This is a genomic window from Erwinia phyllosphaerae, from assembly GCF_019132875.1.
In the GTDB taxonomy this organism is placed as follows: domain Bacteria; phylum Pseudomonadota; class Gammaproteobacteria; order Enterobacterales; family Enterobacteriaceae; genus Erwinia; species Erwinia phyllosphaerae.
This window is the reverse complement of record NZ_JAHSPF010000006.1, coordinates 274735-291128: the sequence shown is the minus strand read 5'-3', so window position 1 is coordinate 291128 and position 16394 is coordinate 274735. Positions and strand designations below refer to the sequence as shown.

General features: G+C 55.5%; 15 protein-coding genes. 4 read left to right on the top strand and 11 right to left on the bottom strand.

The genetic code is table 11. The features are described from left to right. Window positions 1–282: 282 nt before the first annotated feature. Window positions 283–1686, top strand: coding sequence for a multidrug transporter subunit MdtD (mdtD, locus tag KUE00_RS13210; RefSeq protein WP_246760353.1), 1404 nt, complete (start codon window positions 283–285; stop codon window positions 1684–1686). On the opposite strand, the gene rbsR is transcribed toward mdtD, so the two are convergent. From rbsR to budA, 9 genes are all read right to left on the bottom strand, one after another. Then, window positions 1683–2684, bottom strand: coding sequence for a ribose operon transcriptional repressor RbsR (gene rbsR / locus KUE00_RS13205; RefSeq protein ID WP_425523580.1), 1002 nt, complete (start codon window positions 2682–2684; stop codon window positions 1683–1685). The two genes, mdtD and rbsR, sit on opposite strands and share 4 nt — an antisense overlap. 3 nt (window positions 2685–2687) lie before the next feature. Beyond that, window positions 2688–3617, bottom strand: coding sequence for a ribokinase (gene rbsK, locus KUE00_RS13200; RefSeq protein WP_246760352.1), 930 nt, complete (start codon window positions 3615–3617; stop codon window positions 2688–2690). A gap of 61 nt (window positions 3618–3678) precedes the next feature. Beyond that, window positions 3679–4560 carry a ribose ABC transporter substrate-binding protein RbsB gene (gene rbsB / locus KUE00_RS13195; protein WP_246760351.1) on the bottom strand — a complete coding sequence of 294 codons (882 nt, stop codon included), beginning with the start codon at window positions 4558–4560 and terminating at the stop codon, window positions 3679–3681. Between the two features lie 19 nt (window positions 4561–4579). Beyond that, window positions 4580–5542 carry a ribose ABC transporter permease gene (gene rbsC / locus KUE00_RS13190; RefSeq protein WP_246760350.1) on the bottom strand — a complete coding sequence of 321 codons (963 nt, stop codon included), beginning with the start codon at window positions 5540–5542 and terminating at the stop codon, window positions 4580–4582. After that, entirely contained in the window at window positions 5539–7050 is a 1512-nt protein-coding gene (gene rbsA, locus KUE00_RS13185) for a ribose ABC transporter ATP-binding protein RbsA (RefSeq protein ID WP_246760364.1), read from the bottom strand. Before rbsA ends, rbsC begins: the two co-directional genes overlap by 4 nt. Before the next feature lie 7 nt (window positions 7051–7057). Further along, on the bottom strand, window positions 7058–7477 hold the full coding sequence (gene rbsD / locus KUE00_RS13180; RefSeq protein WP_246760349.1) for a D-ribose pyranase: 420 nt from the start codon (window positions 7475–7477) through the stop codon (window positions 7058–7060). A 261-nt stretch (window positions 7478–7738) separates the two neighbouring features. Continuing rightward, window positions 7739–8512 (bottom strand): (S)-acetoin forming diacetyl reductase, encoded by a 774-nt coding sequence (locus KUE00_RS13175; RefSeq protein WP_246760348.1) that lies wholly within the window; start codon window positions 8510–8512, stop codon window positions 7739–7741. 20 nt (window positions 8513–8532) lie between these two features. After that, window positions 8533–10212, bottom strand: a complete 1680-nt coding sequence (gene alsS / locus KUE00_RS13170) for an acetolactate synthase AlsS (protein WP_246760347.1) — start codon at window positions 10210–10212, stop codon at window positions 8533–8535. Window positions 10213–10227: 15 nt separating this feature from the next. Next, entirely contained in the window at window positions 10228–11010 is a 783-nt protein-coding gene (gene budA, locus KUE00_RS13165) for an acetolactate decarboxylase (RefSeq protein WP_246760346.1), read from the bottom strand. A gap of 105 nt (window positions 11011–11115) precedes the next feature. On the opposite strand from budA, the gene KUE00_RS13160 reads away from it, so the two are divergent. Further along, window positions 11116–11991, top strand: a complete 876-nt coding sequence (locus KUE00_RS13160; protein WP_246760345.1) for a LysR family transcriptional regulator — start codon at window positions 11116–11118, stop codon at window positions 11989–11991. Window positions 11992–12071: 80 nt separating this feature from the next. Here KUE00_RS13160 and KUE00_RS13155 read toward each other — a convergent pair whose 3' ends face one another. After that, the gene (locus KUE00_RS13155) at window positions 12072–12464 is read right to left on the bottom strand and encodes a YgiW/YdeI family stress tolerance OB fold protein (protein ID WP_246760344.1); all 393 of its coding nucleotides are present in this window, start codon (window positions 12462–12464) and stop codon (window positions 12072–12074) included. Window positions 12465–12682: 218 nt separating this feature from the next. Between KUE00_RS13155 and qseB the strand changes: the two genes are divergently transcribed. Continuing rightward, complete coding sequence (gene qseB, locus KUE00_RS13150; protein WP_246760343.1) at window positions 12683–13342, top strand: quorum sensing response regulator transcription factor QseB; 660 nt, start codon at window positions 12683–12685, stop codon at window positions 13340–13342. Continuing rightward, window positions 13342–14688 carry a quorum sensing histidine kinase QseC gene (gene qseC, locus KUE00_RS13145; RefSeq protein ID WP_246760342.1) on the top strand — a complete coding sequence of 449 codons (1347 nt, stop codon included), beginning with the start codon at window positions 13342–13344 and terminating at the stop codon, window positions 14686–14688. Before qseB ends, qseC begins: the two co-directional genes overlap by 1 nt. A gap of 182 nt (window positions 14689–14870) precedes the next feature. Here qseC and KUE00_RS13140 read toward each other — a convergent pair whose 3' ends face one another. Beyond that, the gene (locus tag KUE00_RS13140; RefSeq protein WP_425523584.1) at window positions 14871–16370 is read right to left on the bottom strand and encodes a UbiD family decarboxylase; all 1500 of its coding nucleotides are present in this window, start codon (window positions 16368–16370) and stop codon (window positions 14871–14873) included. Window positions 16371–16394 lie beyond the last annotated feature (24 nt).

The following is a 16394-nucleotide window of genomic DNA, read 5'->3' as shown; positions in this document are numbered from 1 at the left end:
CTCTCAACCCGGCGGCCGGTAAGCCGTTGTTCCGTGTCGATGGAGGCGCATTATAGGGAGTTCTCGACGGCTGACAAGTTTTTATTTGAAAAAAACTTTCGACCGTTTCTTTTTTCAACAACAGCGCAATAAGCGTACATTTTAAGAATATTTAACCAGCAAATTACGCGCTATTCACCTTTATAAGCGTCACGCCATGCCGCTTCGCGGTGCTATTCTTTTCTTTTTACTTTGCAGGGTTGTCATATCGGCAATGGCAATAATGACTGAGAAGGATGCCCAATGATTAAATCCGCGCGCAGTATGGCCGGACTTCCGTGGATCGCCGCAATGGCTTTCTTTATGCAAGCGCTGGATGCCACGATACTGAATACTGCTCTTCCCGCTATCGCCTTAAGCCTTAACCGTTCCCCTCTGGCGATGCAATCCGCCGTTATCAGCTACACCCTTACTGTCGCTATGTTGATTCCAGTAAGCGGCTGGCTGGCCGATCGCTTCGGCACGCGAAAAGTGTTTATCACCGCCGTTTCTTTATTTACGCTCGGTTCGCTGGCCTGTGCGCTTTCTGCCAACCTGACAATGCTGGTTGTCTTCAGGATAGTGCAGGGGGTAGGCGGCGCGATGATGATGCCCGTTGCCAGGCTGGCATTACTAAGAGCTTATCCACGTAGTGAACTGCTGCCCGTACTGAACTTTGTAACCATGCCCGGTCTGGTCGGCCCGGTTCTTGGCCCGCTATTGGGCGGCGTGCTGGTTACCTGGGCAACCTGGCACTGGATCTTCCTGATTAATATTCCGATGGGGATTTTAGGGATTGTCTATGCGCGAAAATATATGCCGGACTTCACCACCCCGCGACGCCGTTTCGATGTGCTGGGTTTTATTCTGTTTGGCATCGGACTAGTGTTGCTTTCCAGCGGCATTGAGCTTTTCGGCGAGAAGATTGTCGCCACCAGCCTGGCCCTGGCGGTAACCTGCGGCGGTATTCTTTTACTTCTTCTCTATATAGTGCACGCACGCCGCCACCCCACGCCGCTTATTCCTTTGCCAATGTTCAAAACCCGTACCTTCTCGGTAGGCATTCTCGGCAACATAGCTTCGCGTCTGGGTACCGGCAGTATTCCTTTCCTTATGCCGCTGATGTTACAGGTTGGGTTTGGTTACTCTGCTATTCTTGCGGGCTGCATGATGGCACCAACCGCGCTGGGTTCTATTCTGGCTAAGTCTACGGTAACCCAGGTACTGCGCTGGTTCGGTTACCGCAAAACCTTAACGGGAATCAGCGTTATTATTGGGGTGCTGGTTGCCAGCTTCTCACTGCAAACGCCAGCAGCAGGCCTGGCGATATTGCTACTGCCGCTGTTTGTGCTGGGCATGGCAATGTCTACCCAGTTTACGGCTATGAATACCATCACGTTAGCGGACTTAAATGACAGTAATGCCAGCAGCGGTAACAGCATGCTTGCCGTAACCCAGCAGCTGGCGATTAGCTTTGGCGTGGCGGTCAGCGCGGCCGTTTTACGATTTTATGAAAACTTTGATGGCACGACCGTCGATCACTTTCATGCCACCTTCCTGACGATGGGGATAGTCACGGTGTTTTCCGGTCTGGTATTTATGTTGCTGAAGCCCGGCGACGGCAGGCACTTAATCTCTAACCGCGAAAAGCGTAAAAAAGGCGCTTAACGCTCCGCCACTGAACCACGTTCGACCAGTTCCGGCGTCAGCACCAGCAGCTGCTGGCTGCCGTCGGGATCGGCCATGCGATGAATCAACGTATCAATGGCCAGTTCGCCCAGCTCATCTTTCGGCTGATGAATAGTCGTGAGCGGCGGCGTCATATAGCGGGCCAGCTCAATATCGTCGTAGCCTATTACCGCCACATCTTTGGCAACGGAAAGCCCCGCCTGATAAAGCGCATGATAAACGCCTACGGCCATCGCATCATTACTGGTAAAAACCGCTTCCGGCCGTGGATTTAATGCCAACAGCTGATTCATTGCGTTGTAGCCGCCCTGAAATTCAAAATCACCGGTAACGACATAGCCCGGGGGAACGTTCAACCCTGCACGCGACATTGCCTGATAAAAGCCTTCCAGCCGCCAGCGGGCGGGGGTCTTATCCTGCGGGCCAGCGATACAGGCGATACGGTTATAGCCACGGGAGATCAAATAGCGCGTGGCCATTTCCCCACCCAACAGCGAGTTGTCCTGGATAATATCGCTGCCGCCGTCAAAAGGAGACCAGTCCATCATTACCGTAGGGATAGCCGGATAGCGGTTAAGAATGTCCGGTGAAGGAAGATGGCTTTCCGTACACATAATCAGCAAGCCATCGACTCGCTTTTGCAGCAGCGTTTCCAGACTGCGGTTCATTCTGTTTTCATCGCCATCGGTGTTACACAGCACCAGGCTGTAGTCACGCTCATAGCAACTTCTCTCTACGCCGCGTACCACTTCCGAATAGAAAGGGTTGCTGCTGGCAGTCAGCAGCATGCCGATAGTTCGGGTCTGATTGAGTTTCAGGCTACGGGCCAGGGCAGAAGGTGCATAGTTCAAAGCCGTAATGGCCGAAGTGACTTTCTCCCGCACTGATTCACTGACAAAGCGGTTATTGTTAATGACGTGGGAAACGGTGGATGTCGACACGCCCGCCAGGCGAGCGACATCTTTCATGGTAGGCACGAGCTACTCCTGCTGCTGCAAAAAGCGATCGGTTTCTTCTCGCCACGGTACCGAAGGCTGCGCGCCGGCACGAGTCACCGCAATAGCCGCCGCCGCATGAGCAAAACGGACCGCCTGCGGCATCGGCTTTTCTTCCAGCAGCGCGGTCATTAACGCGCCATTAAAGGTATCGCCCGCTGCGATAGTATCTACCGCCTGTACTTTAAAGCCGGGGATGCGTTGTCCCTGACCGGCTTCGCTAAGCCATACGCCGCGGCGGCCCAGGGTAATCAACACGCTATGAATCCCTTTACCGTGCAGTACCGCTGCTGCGCGAGCGGCATCCTCATCCGAGGCAACCGGCACACCCGTCAGGATTTCCGCTTCGGTTTCGTTTGGCGTAATCATATCCACCAGCGCCAGCAGCTCATCGGAAAGCGGCGTGGCCGGAGCCGGATTAAGGATCACTTTGGTTTGATGCTGATGCGCAATTTTTGCCGCCGCCAGCACGCTTTCGAGCGGCGACTCCAGCTGCATCAGCAACGCGTCCGCGCTGGCGATAACCTGCTGCTGCTTTTCCACCCGCTCGGGCGTCAGGCAAGCGTTGGCGCCTGCATGAATAGCGATGCTGTTTTCGCCATCTTCATTCACAAAGATCAGCGCAACGCCGGTGGATTCGCCCGCTATCGCCTCGACGCAAGAGACATCAATCCGATCGTCTGCCAGCTGCTGGCGAATACGTTGCCCGACATCGTCGTCGCCCGTGCAGGCAATAAAGGTAATCTCTGCGCCGCTGCGTCCGGCCGCGACGGCCTGATTAGCGCCTTTACCGCCAAAGGCAACCTGATACTGTTTCCCGATCACCGTTTCGCCGGGACGAGGAAAGGTAGCCAGATTGAGAATATGGTCTGCGTTGATGCTGCCGAGTACCGCCAGCCTGCCGATTTTAGTCATGGGATCGTCCAGAAAAAGGCGCCACCTGCAAGAGGTGGCGCGTGCCATGCTTTTCTTTGATTTATTTAGTGACCAGCTTCAGGTCAACGGGGTTGATAGCCTGAACCTGCTGGCCCTTCAGCACTTTATCGGCCGTTTGCACGCCGATAACGCCGATTTGCTCCGGCTGCTGCGCCACGGTAGCGGCAAGTTTACCGCCCTGTACGGCTTTTACGCCGTCCGCGGTGCCGTCGAAGCCGACTACTACCACATCAGATTTGCCTGCCGTTTGCAATGCGCGCATCGCACCTAATGCCATTTCATCGTTTTGCGCAAACACTGCCTGCACGTCCGGATGGGCGGTCAGCAGGTTCTGCATGACGTTCAGACCCTTGGTGCGATCGAAATCTGCGGGCTGGCTAGCAAGGATAACAAATTTATGCGCATCGGCCGCCGTTTTAAAGCCTTCGCCTCGCTCGCGAGCCGCAGAGGTTCCGGCAATCCCGGCCAGCTCAATGATTTTGGCCTTTTCGCCAACGCGCTGCGCAATATAGTCGCCGGCCATTTTGCCGCCTAAACGGTTATCCGAGGCAACGTGGCTGACCACTTTACCCTGTGCCGCAACGCGGTCGAGCGTGATAACCGGGATATTGGCCTGATTCGCCATTTTCACCGCGTTGCCGACCGCATCGGAATCGGTTGGGTTAATCAGCAGCAGCTTTGTGCCGCGCACGGAGAGATCCTGCACGTTGGCCAACTCTTTTGCCGGGTTGTTCTGTGAATCCAGCACCACCAGGTTGTAACCCAGCTTGTCCGCTTCTTTCTGCGCGCCATCTTTTAACGAAACGAAAAAGGGATTGTTCAGCGTGGAGATCACCAGCGCCAGCGTATCTTTTGCCAGCGCGTTAGCGCTAAGGGTTGCGCCAAGCAGAACCGCCAGCGCCGTCAGTTTAGTCATTTTCATTATCGGTTCCTGTAGGGAGTTATTTTTTGTTATCGACCAGCACCGCCAGCAGAATAACGACGGCTTTCACAATCATTTGGTAGTAGGACGAGACGCCAAGCAGATTCAGTCCGTTATTCAGGAAGCCGAGAATTAGCGCGCCAACCAGCGTGCCCATCACGCGGCCTTTTCCGCCTGCCAGGCTGGTACCGCCCAGCACAACCGCGGCGATAGCATCCAGTTCGTAACCCGTTCCCGCCGTTGGCTGTGCAGAAGAGAGACGAGCCACTTCGATAGTGCCCGCCAGCGCCGCCAGCATGCCGCTCAGCGCGTAAACGATGATTTTGACGCGGTTAACGCTGATGCCCGATAGCCTTGTAGCCGCCTCGTTGCCGCCAAGTGCATAGATGTAGCGACCCAGGCGAGTATGGTGCAGCATGTACCACGCCAGCAGAAAGGTGAGCGCCATCAGCCAGACCGGCGTTGGAATGCCCAGCGGCCGCCCGATGCCAAACCAGCCAAACAGATCGGCGTTATCGTTAAAACCGGTGTTAACCGGGCTGCCGTTGGTGTAAACCATAGTCACGCCGCGCAGCAACAGCATCATTACCAGCGTCGCGATAAACGCCTGCACCTTGCCTTTTGCCACTATGGTGCCGGTCACCGCCCCGATCAGCGCGCCCAGCGCCAGCGAGGCCGCCACCGCCACCAACGCGTTCACTTCTATTCCCACCAGCGAAGCGCCCACCGCCCCGGTCAGCGCCAATAGCGATCCTACCGAAAGATCGATACCGGAAGTCAGGATCACCAGCGTCATGCCAACCGCCATAATGGCGTTAACCGATGTCTGCTGAAGAATGTTGAACATATTGTTCACGGTAAAAAAGTTTGGGCTCTGGCTGGCGACCACGGCGATCAGCACTACCAGCGCGATTAACGATTTCTGTTCCAGCAGCCAGGCCTTGCTAAAGATCCTGCTGGCCTGAAGGGTTTGAGTACTCATGGTGTTACCAGCTCCGCGCTATGTTGCTTGCCTACTGCCGCTGCCATCAGACGTTCCTGGCTGGCCTGTTCAATCGGAAAATCGCCGCTCAGACGACCTTCGTGCATCACCAGCACGCGATCGCTCATACCCAGCACTTCCGGCATTTCTGAAGAGACTAAAATGATACTCAGCCCTTCTTCTTTAAACTGATTGATTAACTGATAAATCTCTTTCTTGGCGCCCACATCCACGCCGCGCGTCGGCTCATCCAGAATCAGTACCTTAGGGCGCGTCATCAACCCGCGCGCGATAGCGACCTTTTGCTGGTTTCCGCCCGACAGCAGGCCAATCGGCTGCTCCATCGACGGCGTTTTTACCTTAAACAGCTTGATAAAATCGCTGACTGCCAGCTGTTCCTGGGCGTGCTTTAAGCGGCCACCAGCGTGGCTAAAATAGTCCAGCGCGGTCAAAGACATGTTCTCTTTCACCGACATACCCAGCACCAGTCCGTCGCGCTTACGATCTTCAGAGATATACACGATGCCGTTACGCAAACCCTCTTCCGGCGTGCGCGTGGTTATCTTTTTCCCTTCCAGCGTGACGCTGCCGCCGCTGCGTTGAGACGCGCCATACAGCACTTTCATCAGCTCGGTACGGCCAGCGCCCATTAATCCGGCCACGCCAAGAATTTCGCCTTTGCGTAGCGTAAAGCTCACGTCGTTCACGCCAGGCCCGCTGAGGTTTTCGACGGTTAAACGAATGTCGCCCGGTGCCTTATCCAGCCTTGGATACTGTTCTTCCAGCTTGCGGCCGACCATCATCTCAATCAGCGTTTCTTCATCCAGCGTGTCGACGGCTCTTTCAGCAATAAACTGGCCATCGCGGAACACCGTTACGTCATCGCAAATTTCAAAGATTTCTTTCATACGATGGGAGATGTAAACAATGCCGCAGCCTTGCGCTTTCAGCTCGCGGATGACGCGAAACAGCGAGGCTGTCTCGGTATCGGTCAGCGCATCGGTAGGTTCATCCATTACGATGACTCTGGACTCGTAGCTCAGCACCTTGGCTATTTCGACCATTTGCTGATCGCCAATCGACAGATCGCCCACCAGCTTGTGACTGCTGAAACGCAGGTTGAGCCGCTGCAGCAGCCGATCCGCTTCGGCATAAAGCTGTTTCCAGCGGATAGCGCCAAAAGCGTTGACGAACTCGCGCCCTAAAAAGATGTTTTCCGCCACGCTAAGCTGCGGAATTAAATTCAGTTCCTGGTGGATGATGCCAATGCCGGCTTCCTGAGACGCCTTCGGCCCGCTAAAGTTGGCCTCTTCCCCCAGCCATTTAATGGAACCCGCGTCGCGCGCGTAGATGCCGGTCATGACTTTCATCATGGTGGATTTTCCGGCACCGTTTTCACCGACCAGCGCCATCACGCGACCGGGATAGACCGCCAGCGCCGCGCCGGACAGTGCTTTCACGCCCGGAAAGGATTTTTCAATGCCCTGAAGTTGCAGTAAAGGTTGCATGGCGGCCTCAGAAAGTAACGCCAGCGCTAAGGATAATATTCGCATAGGGCGAACATTCTCCGCTGCGGATCACCGCCTGGCTGTGCTGCGTTAACTGTTTGAACTGCTGATGCGTAACGTATTGAACAGAGATGGTATTTCCCTGGCGTTGTTGCAGTAAGTCGAGCAGAGCAGAAAGCTCGTCATGAAGCTGTGGGTTATGAGATTTAATCTCCTCCGCGATGATGGCGCTCTCAACCTGCATCTCTTCAGTAACGGTTTTTACCACCTGCATAAAGCCGGGTATACCGTTAGTCAGCGCCAGGTCGATACGCTCCGGCCCGGCTGGAATGGGCAGACCGGCATCGCCGATAGTTAACGTGTCGGTATGGCCCAGGCGGGAAACCAGGGACGAAATTGCAGAATTCAGTAAAGCGCCTTTTTTCATCTTTCACTCCAGAGCGAAACGTTTCGCTAACCGGCAGTGTAAAAAAACCCTGGCGGAATACAATTGGCAATTTATGGAAATGTGATCGCTATCGAAACGTTTCGCTAAATTTGCGACAGGGGAGAATGAGGGGCAATATCCGGTCGTGACAGAAACAGTGCGGTTTGTAGCGGTAGCTGAAAAGGCATCAAAAAACGGGTTTACAGCTGAAAGCTTCTACGAGACAAAAAGCCAGCCGCACGGTAGCGGCTGGCGCATAAATCAGTTAAAGACCATGCCGCCATCAATTAACAGCGATTGCCCGGTCATATAATCCGAGTCAGGCCCTGCCAGGAAAGAGACGCAGGCCGATACATCTTCCGGTTCTGACAGGCGGCCCAGCGTGATGCGTTTGGCAAATTCCGCAGTGCCGTAACCCAGCGGCTGACCCGCCGCTTCGGAAACCTGACGGTCGATTTCGTCCCACATCGGCGTTTTGACAATGCCGGGGCAGTAGGCGTTAACGGTAATGCCTGCCGACGCCAGGTCGCGCGCGGCCGTTTGCGTCAGTCCACGCACCGCAAACTTACTGGAGCTGTAGACAGCCAGTTCCGGATTGCCAACGTGGCCCGCTTGCGAACAGGCATTAATAATTTTGCCGCCGTGTCCTTCTGCCTTAAACGCCTGGATGGCCGCCTGCATGCCCCAGATCACGCCTTTTACGTTAATATCGTAAACTTTATCGACCGTTTCTTCCGTGATCTCTTCAATTGGCGTGGTAGGCGCTACGCCTGCGTTATTGACAATAACGTCAAAACCGCCCAGCTCTTTGCGCGCCTGCTCAACCGCCGCGAAGACCCGATCGCGCTTTGATACATCCACGGTCACTGCGATAGCTTTGCCGCCTGCGCTGGCGATCTCGTCAGCGACCTGACGCGCGGTTTGCGCATTAAAGTCGGCAACCGCAACGGCAAAACCATCTTTTGCCAGACGCAGCGCAATGGCTTTACCGATTCCCTGACCGCTACCTGTCACTAAGGCTACTTTCGTTTTCATCTTATCTCCATGAACGTGTCTTAAAGGATCTGGCTCAGATGCAGCTGGCCCATCAGCATCGGGTTGTCGGCATAATCGACCGGCACGGCAACCACCGCAGGACCGTTGACATCCATCGCTTTACGCAGCGTTGGTTCCAGCTCGGCCGCGCTTTCCACGGCAAATCCGGCAGCGCCAAACGACTGCGCATAGGCTTTAAAATCTACCGGCCCGAACTTCACGCCGGAAACGCGCTGATATTTTTTCTCTTCCTGCATGGCCACCATGTTGTAGGCCTCGTCGACCCAGATGATATGCAGAATATTGGCACCCAGCCTGACGGCGGTTTCCAGTTCCATACTGGACTGCAGAAAGCCGCCGTCGCCGGAAACCGAAACGACTTTGCGGCTCGGATCCACCAGCCAGGCACCGATAGCCCAGGGCAGCGCTACGCCCATGGTTTGCTGGCCGTTGGAAATCATGATCTGACGAGCGCGGAAACTATAAAGATAGCGGGCAATCCAGATATGGAAACTTCCCATATCTACCGTTAGCGTGACGTCGTTATTGATGATGTCCTGCATGGCCCGCACGATCCGCAGCGGATGCAGCGCAAATTGATTCAGGTTTTTACCCTGCAGCGAAAGCAGCTGACGTTGCTGCTGACGATCCTGCAGGATGGCAGCCGCTTCCGTACTAAGCTGCAAAGGGGATTCAATGCGCGCGGCCAGCTTATCGATGGTAGAAGCGATGTCGCCCACCAGCTCCGCATCCGGTAGATAGCAGTTATCCGCGTCGGAAGGCAGCACGTCGATATGTACCAGCGTGGCACCGCCGCTGTTCCACATGGCCGGTTCGTACTCCACCGGGCTGTAGCCAATAGTGATAATCAAATCCGCTTCGCGCAGGAGGCGGTCGCCAGCCTGATTGTTAAACAGCCCGACACGGCCAGCAAAACGTGAAAAGTGTTCCTGTCTGACTGCGCCAGCCGCCTGATAGGTGCTGGTTACAGGAATGCGGCTCCGCTCCAGAAGCCGATGGATGGCGTCGCTGTTTTCCGGCTGGCTGGCCATCAGGCCCAGCAGCAGTACCGGATTTTTGGCCTTAGCGATTTGCGCGGCCACCGCTGCGATAGCCGCATCCGGTGCCGGGCCAAGCAATACCTGGCCTTTGCTGGTCAGTATCTGGCCGCTGGCAGGCCGATCGACTATGTCCTGCGGCAGGCTGACAAACGCGCCGCCGCCACGGCCATGTTCCGCGTGACGAAAGGCGTTGGAAACGACCTCCGCCAGCGCGTTGGAATCCGTGACTTCAACGGCATATTTGGTGACCGGACGGAACATCGACACGGTATCCATGCTCTGATGCACCTTTTTAGCGCTGTCCGCGCGCTTCACCTGTCCGCCCAGCGCCACTACCGGATCGCCTTCGCTGGTGGCGGTAGCCATACCGGTGATTAAGTTTGAGCAGCCCGGTCCGGAAGTAACCAGCGCGACACCCGCGTTGCCGGTCAGACGACCTACGGCGGCGGCCATAAAAGCCGCATTCGCTTCATGCCGTACCGGAATGGTCTGGATAGAAGAATCGACCAGCGAATCGAACATTTTATCGATTTTTGCGCCGGGAATACCAAAAACCTGTTTTACGCCCTGAGCTTCAAGCTGTGCGACAACCAGATCGGCGCCGTGTAACCAGGTTGCTGTTTCGGTTGGATTTTTCATCTTAATTCCTCAGGATTAGCTTTCAACGGAGCGAATAGCGGAATCCAGGTTTTCCGGATTCAGATTGGCCTGTAAAAAATCGCTGTCGCCAGGCAGGTCAATAACCAGCTTGCTGATTTCGCCGAAGGTGAGCTCGCCCTCTTCCAGCTGATAGTCCAGCAGATGGCCGCCGCCCTGACGGTCGTCCGTAATAAAGTGTTCGTGATAGCCCGCCACGTTGATGCCCTGCATATATTGCGGCGTACGGAAACCAATCAGTACGCCGTTGCGCTGGCTGAAGTGAAACGTCGGCTGATGTCCTAACACTTCAGGCATAGAGCGATAAGGCCGATGCTGGCACGGGACGGTACGGGTCGAAGCAGCAGAAAAACGGCCGTCGATCCGTAGTGCGCAAAACTGGTTATCCGAGGTGACCTGGCTATCAATCAGCTCATGAATAGCCTGGCGGCTGGCCGGCGCGGAAAAGCGGTGCCGATACTGCGGCTGGAAAAAAGTCATCACGGCGAAGGGTGTTTTCTGCTGCGGATGGGCTTCCCGCGCGCTGCCGTCTGAACGCAGTTGATAAACTTCGCTGTCGAAGGCAATCAGTTCACCGTCCAGCTGATTAAAAGTGCCCAGGCCGAAATCTCCTTTCTTCAGCAGGTCGGCCACGGTGACGTTACCCTCGTAGACGCCGCTAAGCAGCGCGCTCATCAAAGAGGTCTGATAGATAACGCTTTCTGGTCTATGCTGGCGGAGCGCGCTCACGGTAGAAGCCAACTGTTGCTCACACAAACAATCAGTTACAGAATGTTTCATTACTTACCTCGCCGCTAAAACAGTTCAGAATTACTAACTGAATGTTGACTCGTTTCAGTAACTGATTCCAATATAGAAAGCCCACTACTTTGAGACGAATTTGATATGGAACTCCGCCATCTGCGTTATTTTGTCGCGGTCGCGCAAACGCATCACTTTACGCGCGCTGCAGAAATGCTGGGGATTTCGCAACCGCCGCTTAGTCAGCAAATTCTGCGACTGGAGCGGGAAATAGGCACGCCGCTGCTGAAAAGGCTGACGCGCGGTGTGGAACTGACGGAAGCGGGCGAGGCTTTTTATCACGATGCCTGCCAGATACTGGAGCTAACCGGCCACGCGCTGGAAAAAGCGAAGGGGATTGCACGCGGCGTGACCGGCCAGCTTTCGCTGGGCGTAGCCAGCTCGGTTGCCTTCCATCCTGCGGTATTTGCGCTGATGAAAACGTTTCAGGCGCGCTATCCGGCCATGAAGCTGCTGACGCAGGAACAAAATATGGCGTCGCTGATGAACGATCTGCAGGAAGGTTTACTGGACGCGGCTTTCGTCCGTTTGCCCTGTGAAAGCAGCAAGGCTTTTAATCTGAAGGTCATCGCCAGTGAGAAAATGCTGGTGGCGCTGCCTTCCAGCCACGCGCTGAGTGCACAACCGCAGCTTTCACTGTCGCAGCTGGCCGACGACACGCTAATTATGTTCCCACGGGAAGTGGCACCAAGCCTGTATGAGCTGGTATTCAGCGCCTGCCTGCGCGCAGGATTTCAACCACATGCCGGTCAGCAGTCGCCGCAAATTTCATCCTCCATCGGCATGGTCGCCGCTGGTTTTGGCTTTGCCATTGTGCCTGAGTCGCTCTGCTGTATCACGCACCCTGATGTGGTCTTTCGACCTGTTAACGATGCGGCGCTCAATACCGATATCGCGCTGGCGTGGCGACGGTTCGACCGCTCGCCAGCGGTGATGCATCTGGCGGCTATGCTGGACTAGCTACCGGCGGGCAGATGCCCGCGGGTTAGTTGCGAGCAGCGCCCTGTACCCGCCATACCGGGCCAGCCAGCGTCCAACGGTTAGTTCAGCTTGCGGATTTTTTTCACATCCAGCTCAACCGAGTTGAAATCCTTATCCAGCTCCCCCTGGATCTCGACCTTATCTTTTGGCGTAATGGTCTGGCCTTCCCAGCGCTTGTGGTCAATATCTACCTTTATTGTGCCGGTATCATCACGGAAAATGTAGTCATCTTCACTGATACGCTTTTCGATGCTCCCACGCAGTGTTATCCATGAGTCATCCTTCATCTCCTGCGCCTGCTTTACCTTAACGACCGTTTCTTCCGCGCTAAAGCCGCCTTGAGGTGCGCTAATCGTTGGCGCTTTCGGATCGCTGAATCCCCCCGTCTGGGCAGCGAAGACGGAACCGGAAAACAGAACGGCGAGGGTTAACAGTGCGGTCGTTTTTTTCATCGTAGTCACCTTTATTCCATAAAATTGCGCAGCGTTCACTGCATGTTTTGCTGTTCGCTATGGATTAAAACAAACAATTCTTAACAGGATCTTAAAACAAACAGACAGGTTTCTGGATTTGCGAGACTTGCCGTAAATCGCAGACGTTCTTCCTTTTTTGCCTGTACAACGTCAGCTAACTTTCCGTATAAAGCCATTAACCACAGAGGGACACTGCCATGAAAATTTTAGTCATTGAAGACGATCGCCTGATTGGTGACGGCATAAAAGCGGGGCTGGGCAAGATGGGTTTTAGCATTGACTGGTTTACCGACGGCAAAACGGGCCAGGCTGCCCTGGCGGCGGCTTCCTACGATGCGGTTATTCTGGACCTGAGCCTGCCGGCCATGGACGGGCTGGATATTTTACGCGGCTGGCGGCAACAGGGCCATGACGAACCCGTCCTGATATTAACGGCAAGAGACGCGCTGGAACAGCGGGTTACTGGCCTCCAGCAGGGCGCTGATGACTATCTCTGCAAGCCTTTTGCCCTGAGTGAAGTGGCGGCCAGGCTCCAGGCCCTGATCCGCCGCCGTCACGGCCAGCTTCAACCCACCTTAAGCCACGGTGCGGTAACCCTGGATCCCGGCTCGCATACGGCGACGCTAAATGGCGAGCCGCTGGCGTTGAAATCGCGCGAACTGGCGCTGCTACAACTGTTTTTACTGAATGCAGGCCGTGTTCTGACCCGTGCGCAGCTGGAAGAAAAACTCTATAGCTGGGACCACGACGTATCCAGCAATGCGGTAGAAGTGCACATTCATCATTTGCGTAAAAAACTGGGTAGCCAGTTTATCCGCACCGTCCACGGTGTCGGTTATACGCTGGGCGATAGCTGATGCAGCGCCTGAGTCTGCGCCTGCGCCTGATGATGGGCTTCATCCTGCTGACGTCGATCTGCTGGGGAGCCGCCAGCGTGGGCGCCTGGTGGCAAACACGCCACAACATTAACAAGCTTTTTGATACTCAGCAGATGCTGTTTGCCAAGCGCCTGGCAGCCATGAATCCGGAGCAGCTAAACCACCAGCTGCTGAAGCTACCGCAAACGAAAAAGGTGCTGAAGTCCCACCGTGGCGAACAGGAAGATGACGCGCTGGCTTTCGCCGTTTTCACCGTCGATGGCCGCATGGTGATGAACGATGGCGACAATGGCAAAGACTTTATCTTCACCTGGAAGCGCAACGGCTTTATCGACGGTAAGCTAAAAGGCGATGACGATCTGTGGCGTATGGTCTGGCTACCGACGCCGGATAAAAAATACCTGGTCGTGGTGGGTCAGGAATGGGAATACCGCGATGAGATGACTCAGGATATTGTCTCTGCCAACCTGCTGCCCTGGCTGATTGCCCTGCCGGTCATGCTGATACTGCTGCTGTGGCTGGTCACGCACGAGCTGGCGCCGTTAAAAAGAATTACTCGCCAGCTTCACTATCGTTCGCCCGATGACGGCACGCCGCTGGTGGAAAACAACGTGCCGCAGGAGGTCAAGCCGCTGCTGGCAGAGCTGAACGCGCTGTTTTTCCGGGTCAGCGAAATGCTGCTGCGGGAGCGACGTTTTACCTCAGATGCCGCCCATGAACTAAGAAGCCCGCTGGCGGCGTTAAAAGTGCAGGCCGAAGTCGCCCAGCTTGCCCATGATGACAGCCAGCTGCGGCATCACGCGCTACAAAACCTGGACGTAGGCATCGATCGCGCATCTCGCCTGGTGGATCAATTGCTAACGCTTTCAAGGCTGGATAGCGCGGAAGATCTGGCGACCGAATCGCTGGATCTGTGCCAGATAGTACAGCAGGCAGTCGCGGATCATTACTATCAGGCGCAGGCAGCGGGCATGGAGATCGCGCTGGAAGCGCCAGATAGTGCCGTTAACCGCACGGGAAACGCATTACTGCTGTCGCTAATGATCCGTAATTTGCTGGAGAACGCGCTTCGCTACGGTCAGCCAGGCAGCGGCATATGGCTGAAGATCGACTGGCATAGCATAGCGGTCATCGACAACGGGCCGGGCGTCAACGAAGACGATTTACAGCGTCTGGGCCAGCGGTTTTATCGTCCGCCAGGCCAGCAGATGTCGGGTAGCGGGCTAGGGCTTTCCATTGTCAGTCGCATAGCACGGCTACACGGCATGCAGATAAATTTTGCGAACCGAAGCGAAGGGGGATTTGCGGTAACGCTGACGTGGTGATAAGCCCGAACGGCTGCTCTAAGCCTGCATCACGCAGTAATAGCCAGCTTTATTGCTCGCTACCAGGCTGACAGATAAACAAGCCCGGCGGAGATAGCCAGGCTTTGCTCCTGTTAACAGTCATTGCGCCCGATGTCCCGGACAGCCAGCGGCGGGCTTAAAAAGGAAAACGGGCAGACATTTTATTTTTCAGCCTGGGGAAAAAGCGAAGGCGCCCACAGGCTGGGGTCAACTTCCTTAAACTGCGCGCGAACAAAGTGCTCTTTCAAATGATAAGGCACCGTGCAGTCGAAAATAGTTTTACAGGTTGTGCCTTTAGCCGACAGTTTTGGGTTGTACTGCGGCGTTTGCGAAGGATCCAGCACGTGGCCCGTTACGCCAGGCACAAACAGCGTGTCCAAATCACCCTGAAAACGGGTCTGCATTGCCCACAGCACATCGTCGCTGTCGAACAGATCGACGTCTTCGTCCACCAGAATCACGTTCTTGAGTTCGCGATAGACGGCAAGGGCAATCAGCGCGGCCTGCCGGGCATTGCCATCATCGGCGGCGCTGCGTTTGGCTAACTGCAATATCGCCAGAAATTTACCGCCGCCAGCGCTGTGCGCGTAAACGTTTTTCAGTAAACCCGGCAGCGCATTTTCCATCGCGTTGTAAATACTGGCTTCGGTAGGAATGCCCGCCAGGCTAACGTGCTCTTCGCCCGGCCCGACCAGCGTTTGCAGAATGGGATTTTTGCGCGTGGTAATCGCTTTCACTTTAATCACCGGTAAAGAAGGATTGGCTTCCCCGGTGTAGCCTGGAAATTCCGGCATCGCTTTGCCCGTGCCGCTGTTTTGATCTTCCGCTACGCGCACGTCTGGCAGAATAACGCCTTCAATAACAATTTCGGCTCTGGCGATAGCTTTCTGCGGTACGGTCAGACACTCTACCAGCTCTACCGGTTTGTTGCGCAAACCACCCGCTACGCAAAGCTCATTAAAACCGAAGGGCGTGGTCGGGGCCTCAAACTCGGCACCAATGTAAATAGCCGGATCCAGCCCCATATTGATGGAGATGGCCAGCGGCTCGCCTCGCTCTTCAGCCTTACGGCGAAAGGCGTCAATATGCCGTCCGGGCGCAAAAAAGATAGACAGCTCATCCTTACTTTGTACACACAAACGATGAATGGTGACGTCTACGTTCTCCCGGTCATCCGGATCGCTACCCAGCGCCAGCCCCATACAGAAATAAGGACCGGCATCCTCTGGCGTATTGGTTGGCGCGGGCAGAAGCTTGCGTAAGTCGAAGCCTTCATCCTCCGCGCGATAAACCACTTCCTGGCAGGGCGCAGGCTTATCGCCAATATCCACCGGCGGAATGACGGCCATGCGGGCCTGTCCCATCTGCATGCTCAGTTCACGTTCAGGGGCACCCAACAGCTGGCTAACGCGAGTGCGGCTTGCCAGCAGCCCAACCAGCACGCGTGAATCAGGAAATCCCTTGATGTTGTTAAACATCATGGCCGGGCCAGCGCGGGTCGGCCTCATTACCGTGCCGCCAGCGCCGACGTAACGGTAAACGCCAGCCAGTTCGGCAATGGGGTTCACTTCGCGATCGGTTTCAAGATAGTGTTCGGGATGTTTTTTCAGCAGCTCAATAGCCGAGCGCAAATCGTCCACGGGCGGTACGTTCCAGCCCAGCGGGTGCGGCTCGCCCGGCTCAAC

Coding starts and splice junctions, on each gene's coding strand:
- mdtD (WP_246760353.1), top strand. CDS start 283: ATGATTAAATCCGCGCGCAGTATGGCCGGACTTCCGTGGATCGCCGCA.
- rbsK (WP_246760352.1), bottom strand. CDS start 3,617: ATGACTAAAATCGGCAGGCTGGCGGTACTCGGCAGCATCAACGCAGAC.
- rbsB (WP_246760351.1), bottom strand. CDS start 4,560: ATGAAAATGACTAAACTGACGGCGCTGGCGGTTCTGCTTGGCGCAACC.
- rbsC (WP_246760350.1), bottom strand. CDS start 5,542: ATGAGTACTCAAACCCTTCAGGCCAGCAGGATCTTTAGCAAGGCCTGG.
- rbsA (WP_246760364.1), bottom strand. CDS start 7,050: ATGCAACCTTTACTGCAACTTCAGGGCATTGAAAAATCCTTTCCGGGC.
- rbsD (WP_246760349.1), bottom strand. CDS start 7,477: ATGAAAAAAGGCGCTTTACTGAATTCTGCAATTTCGTCCCTGGTTTCC.
- KUE00_RS13175 (WP_246760348.1), bottom strand. CDS start 8,512: ATGAAAACGAAAGTAGCCTTAGTGACAGGTAGCGGTCAGGGAATCGGT.
- alsS (WP_246760347.1), bottom strand. CDS start 10,212: ATGAAAAATCCAACCGAAACAGCAACCTGGTTACACGGCGCCGATCTG.
- budA (WP_246760346.1), bottom strand. CDS start 11,010: ATGAAACATTCTGTAACTGATTGTTTGTGTGAGCAACAGTTGGCTTCT.
- KUE00_RS13160 (WP_246760345.1), top strand. CDS start 11,116: ATGGAACTCCGCCATCTGCGTTATTTTGTCGCGGTCGCGCAAACGCAT.
- KUE00_RS13155 (WP_246760344.1), bottom strand. CDS start 12,464: ATGAAAAAAACGACCGCACTGTTAACCCTCGCCGTTCTGTTTTCCGGT.
- qseB (WP_246760343.1), top strand. CDS start 12,683: ATGAAAATTTTAGTCATTGAAGACGATCGCCTGATTGGTGACGGCATA.
- qseC (WP_246760342.1), top strand. CDS start 13,342: ATGCAGCGCCTGAGTCTGCGCCTGCGCCTGATGATGGGCTTCATCCTG.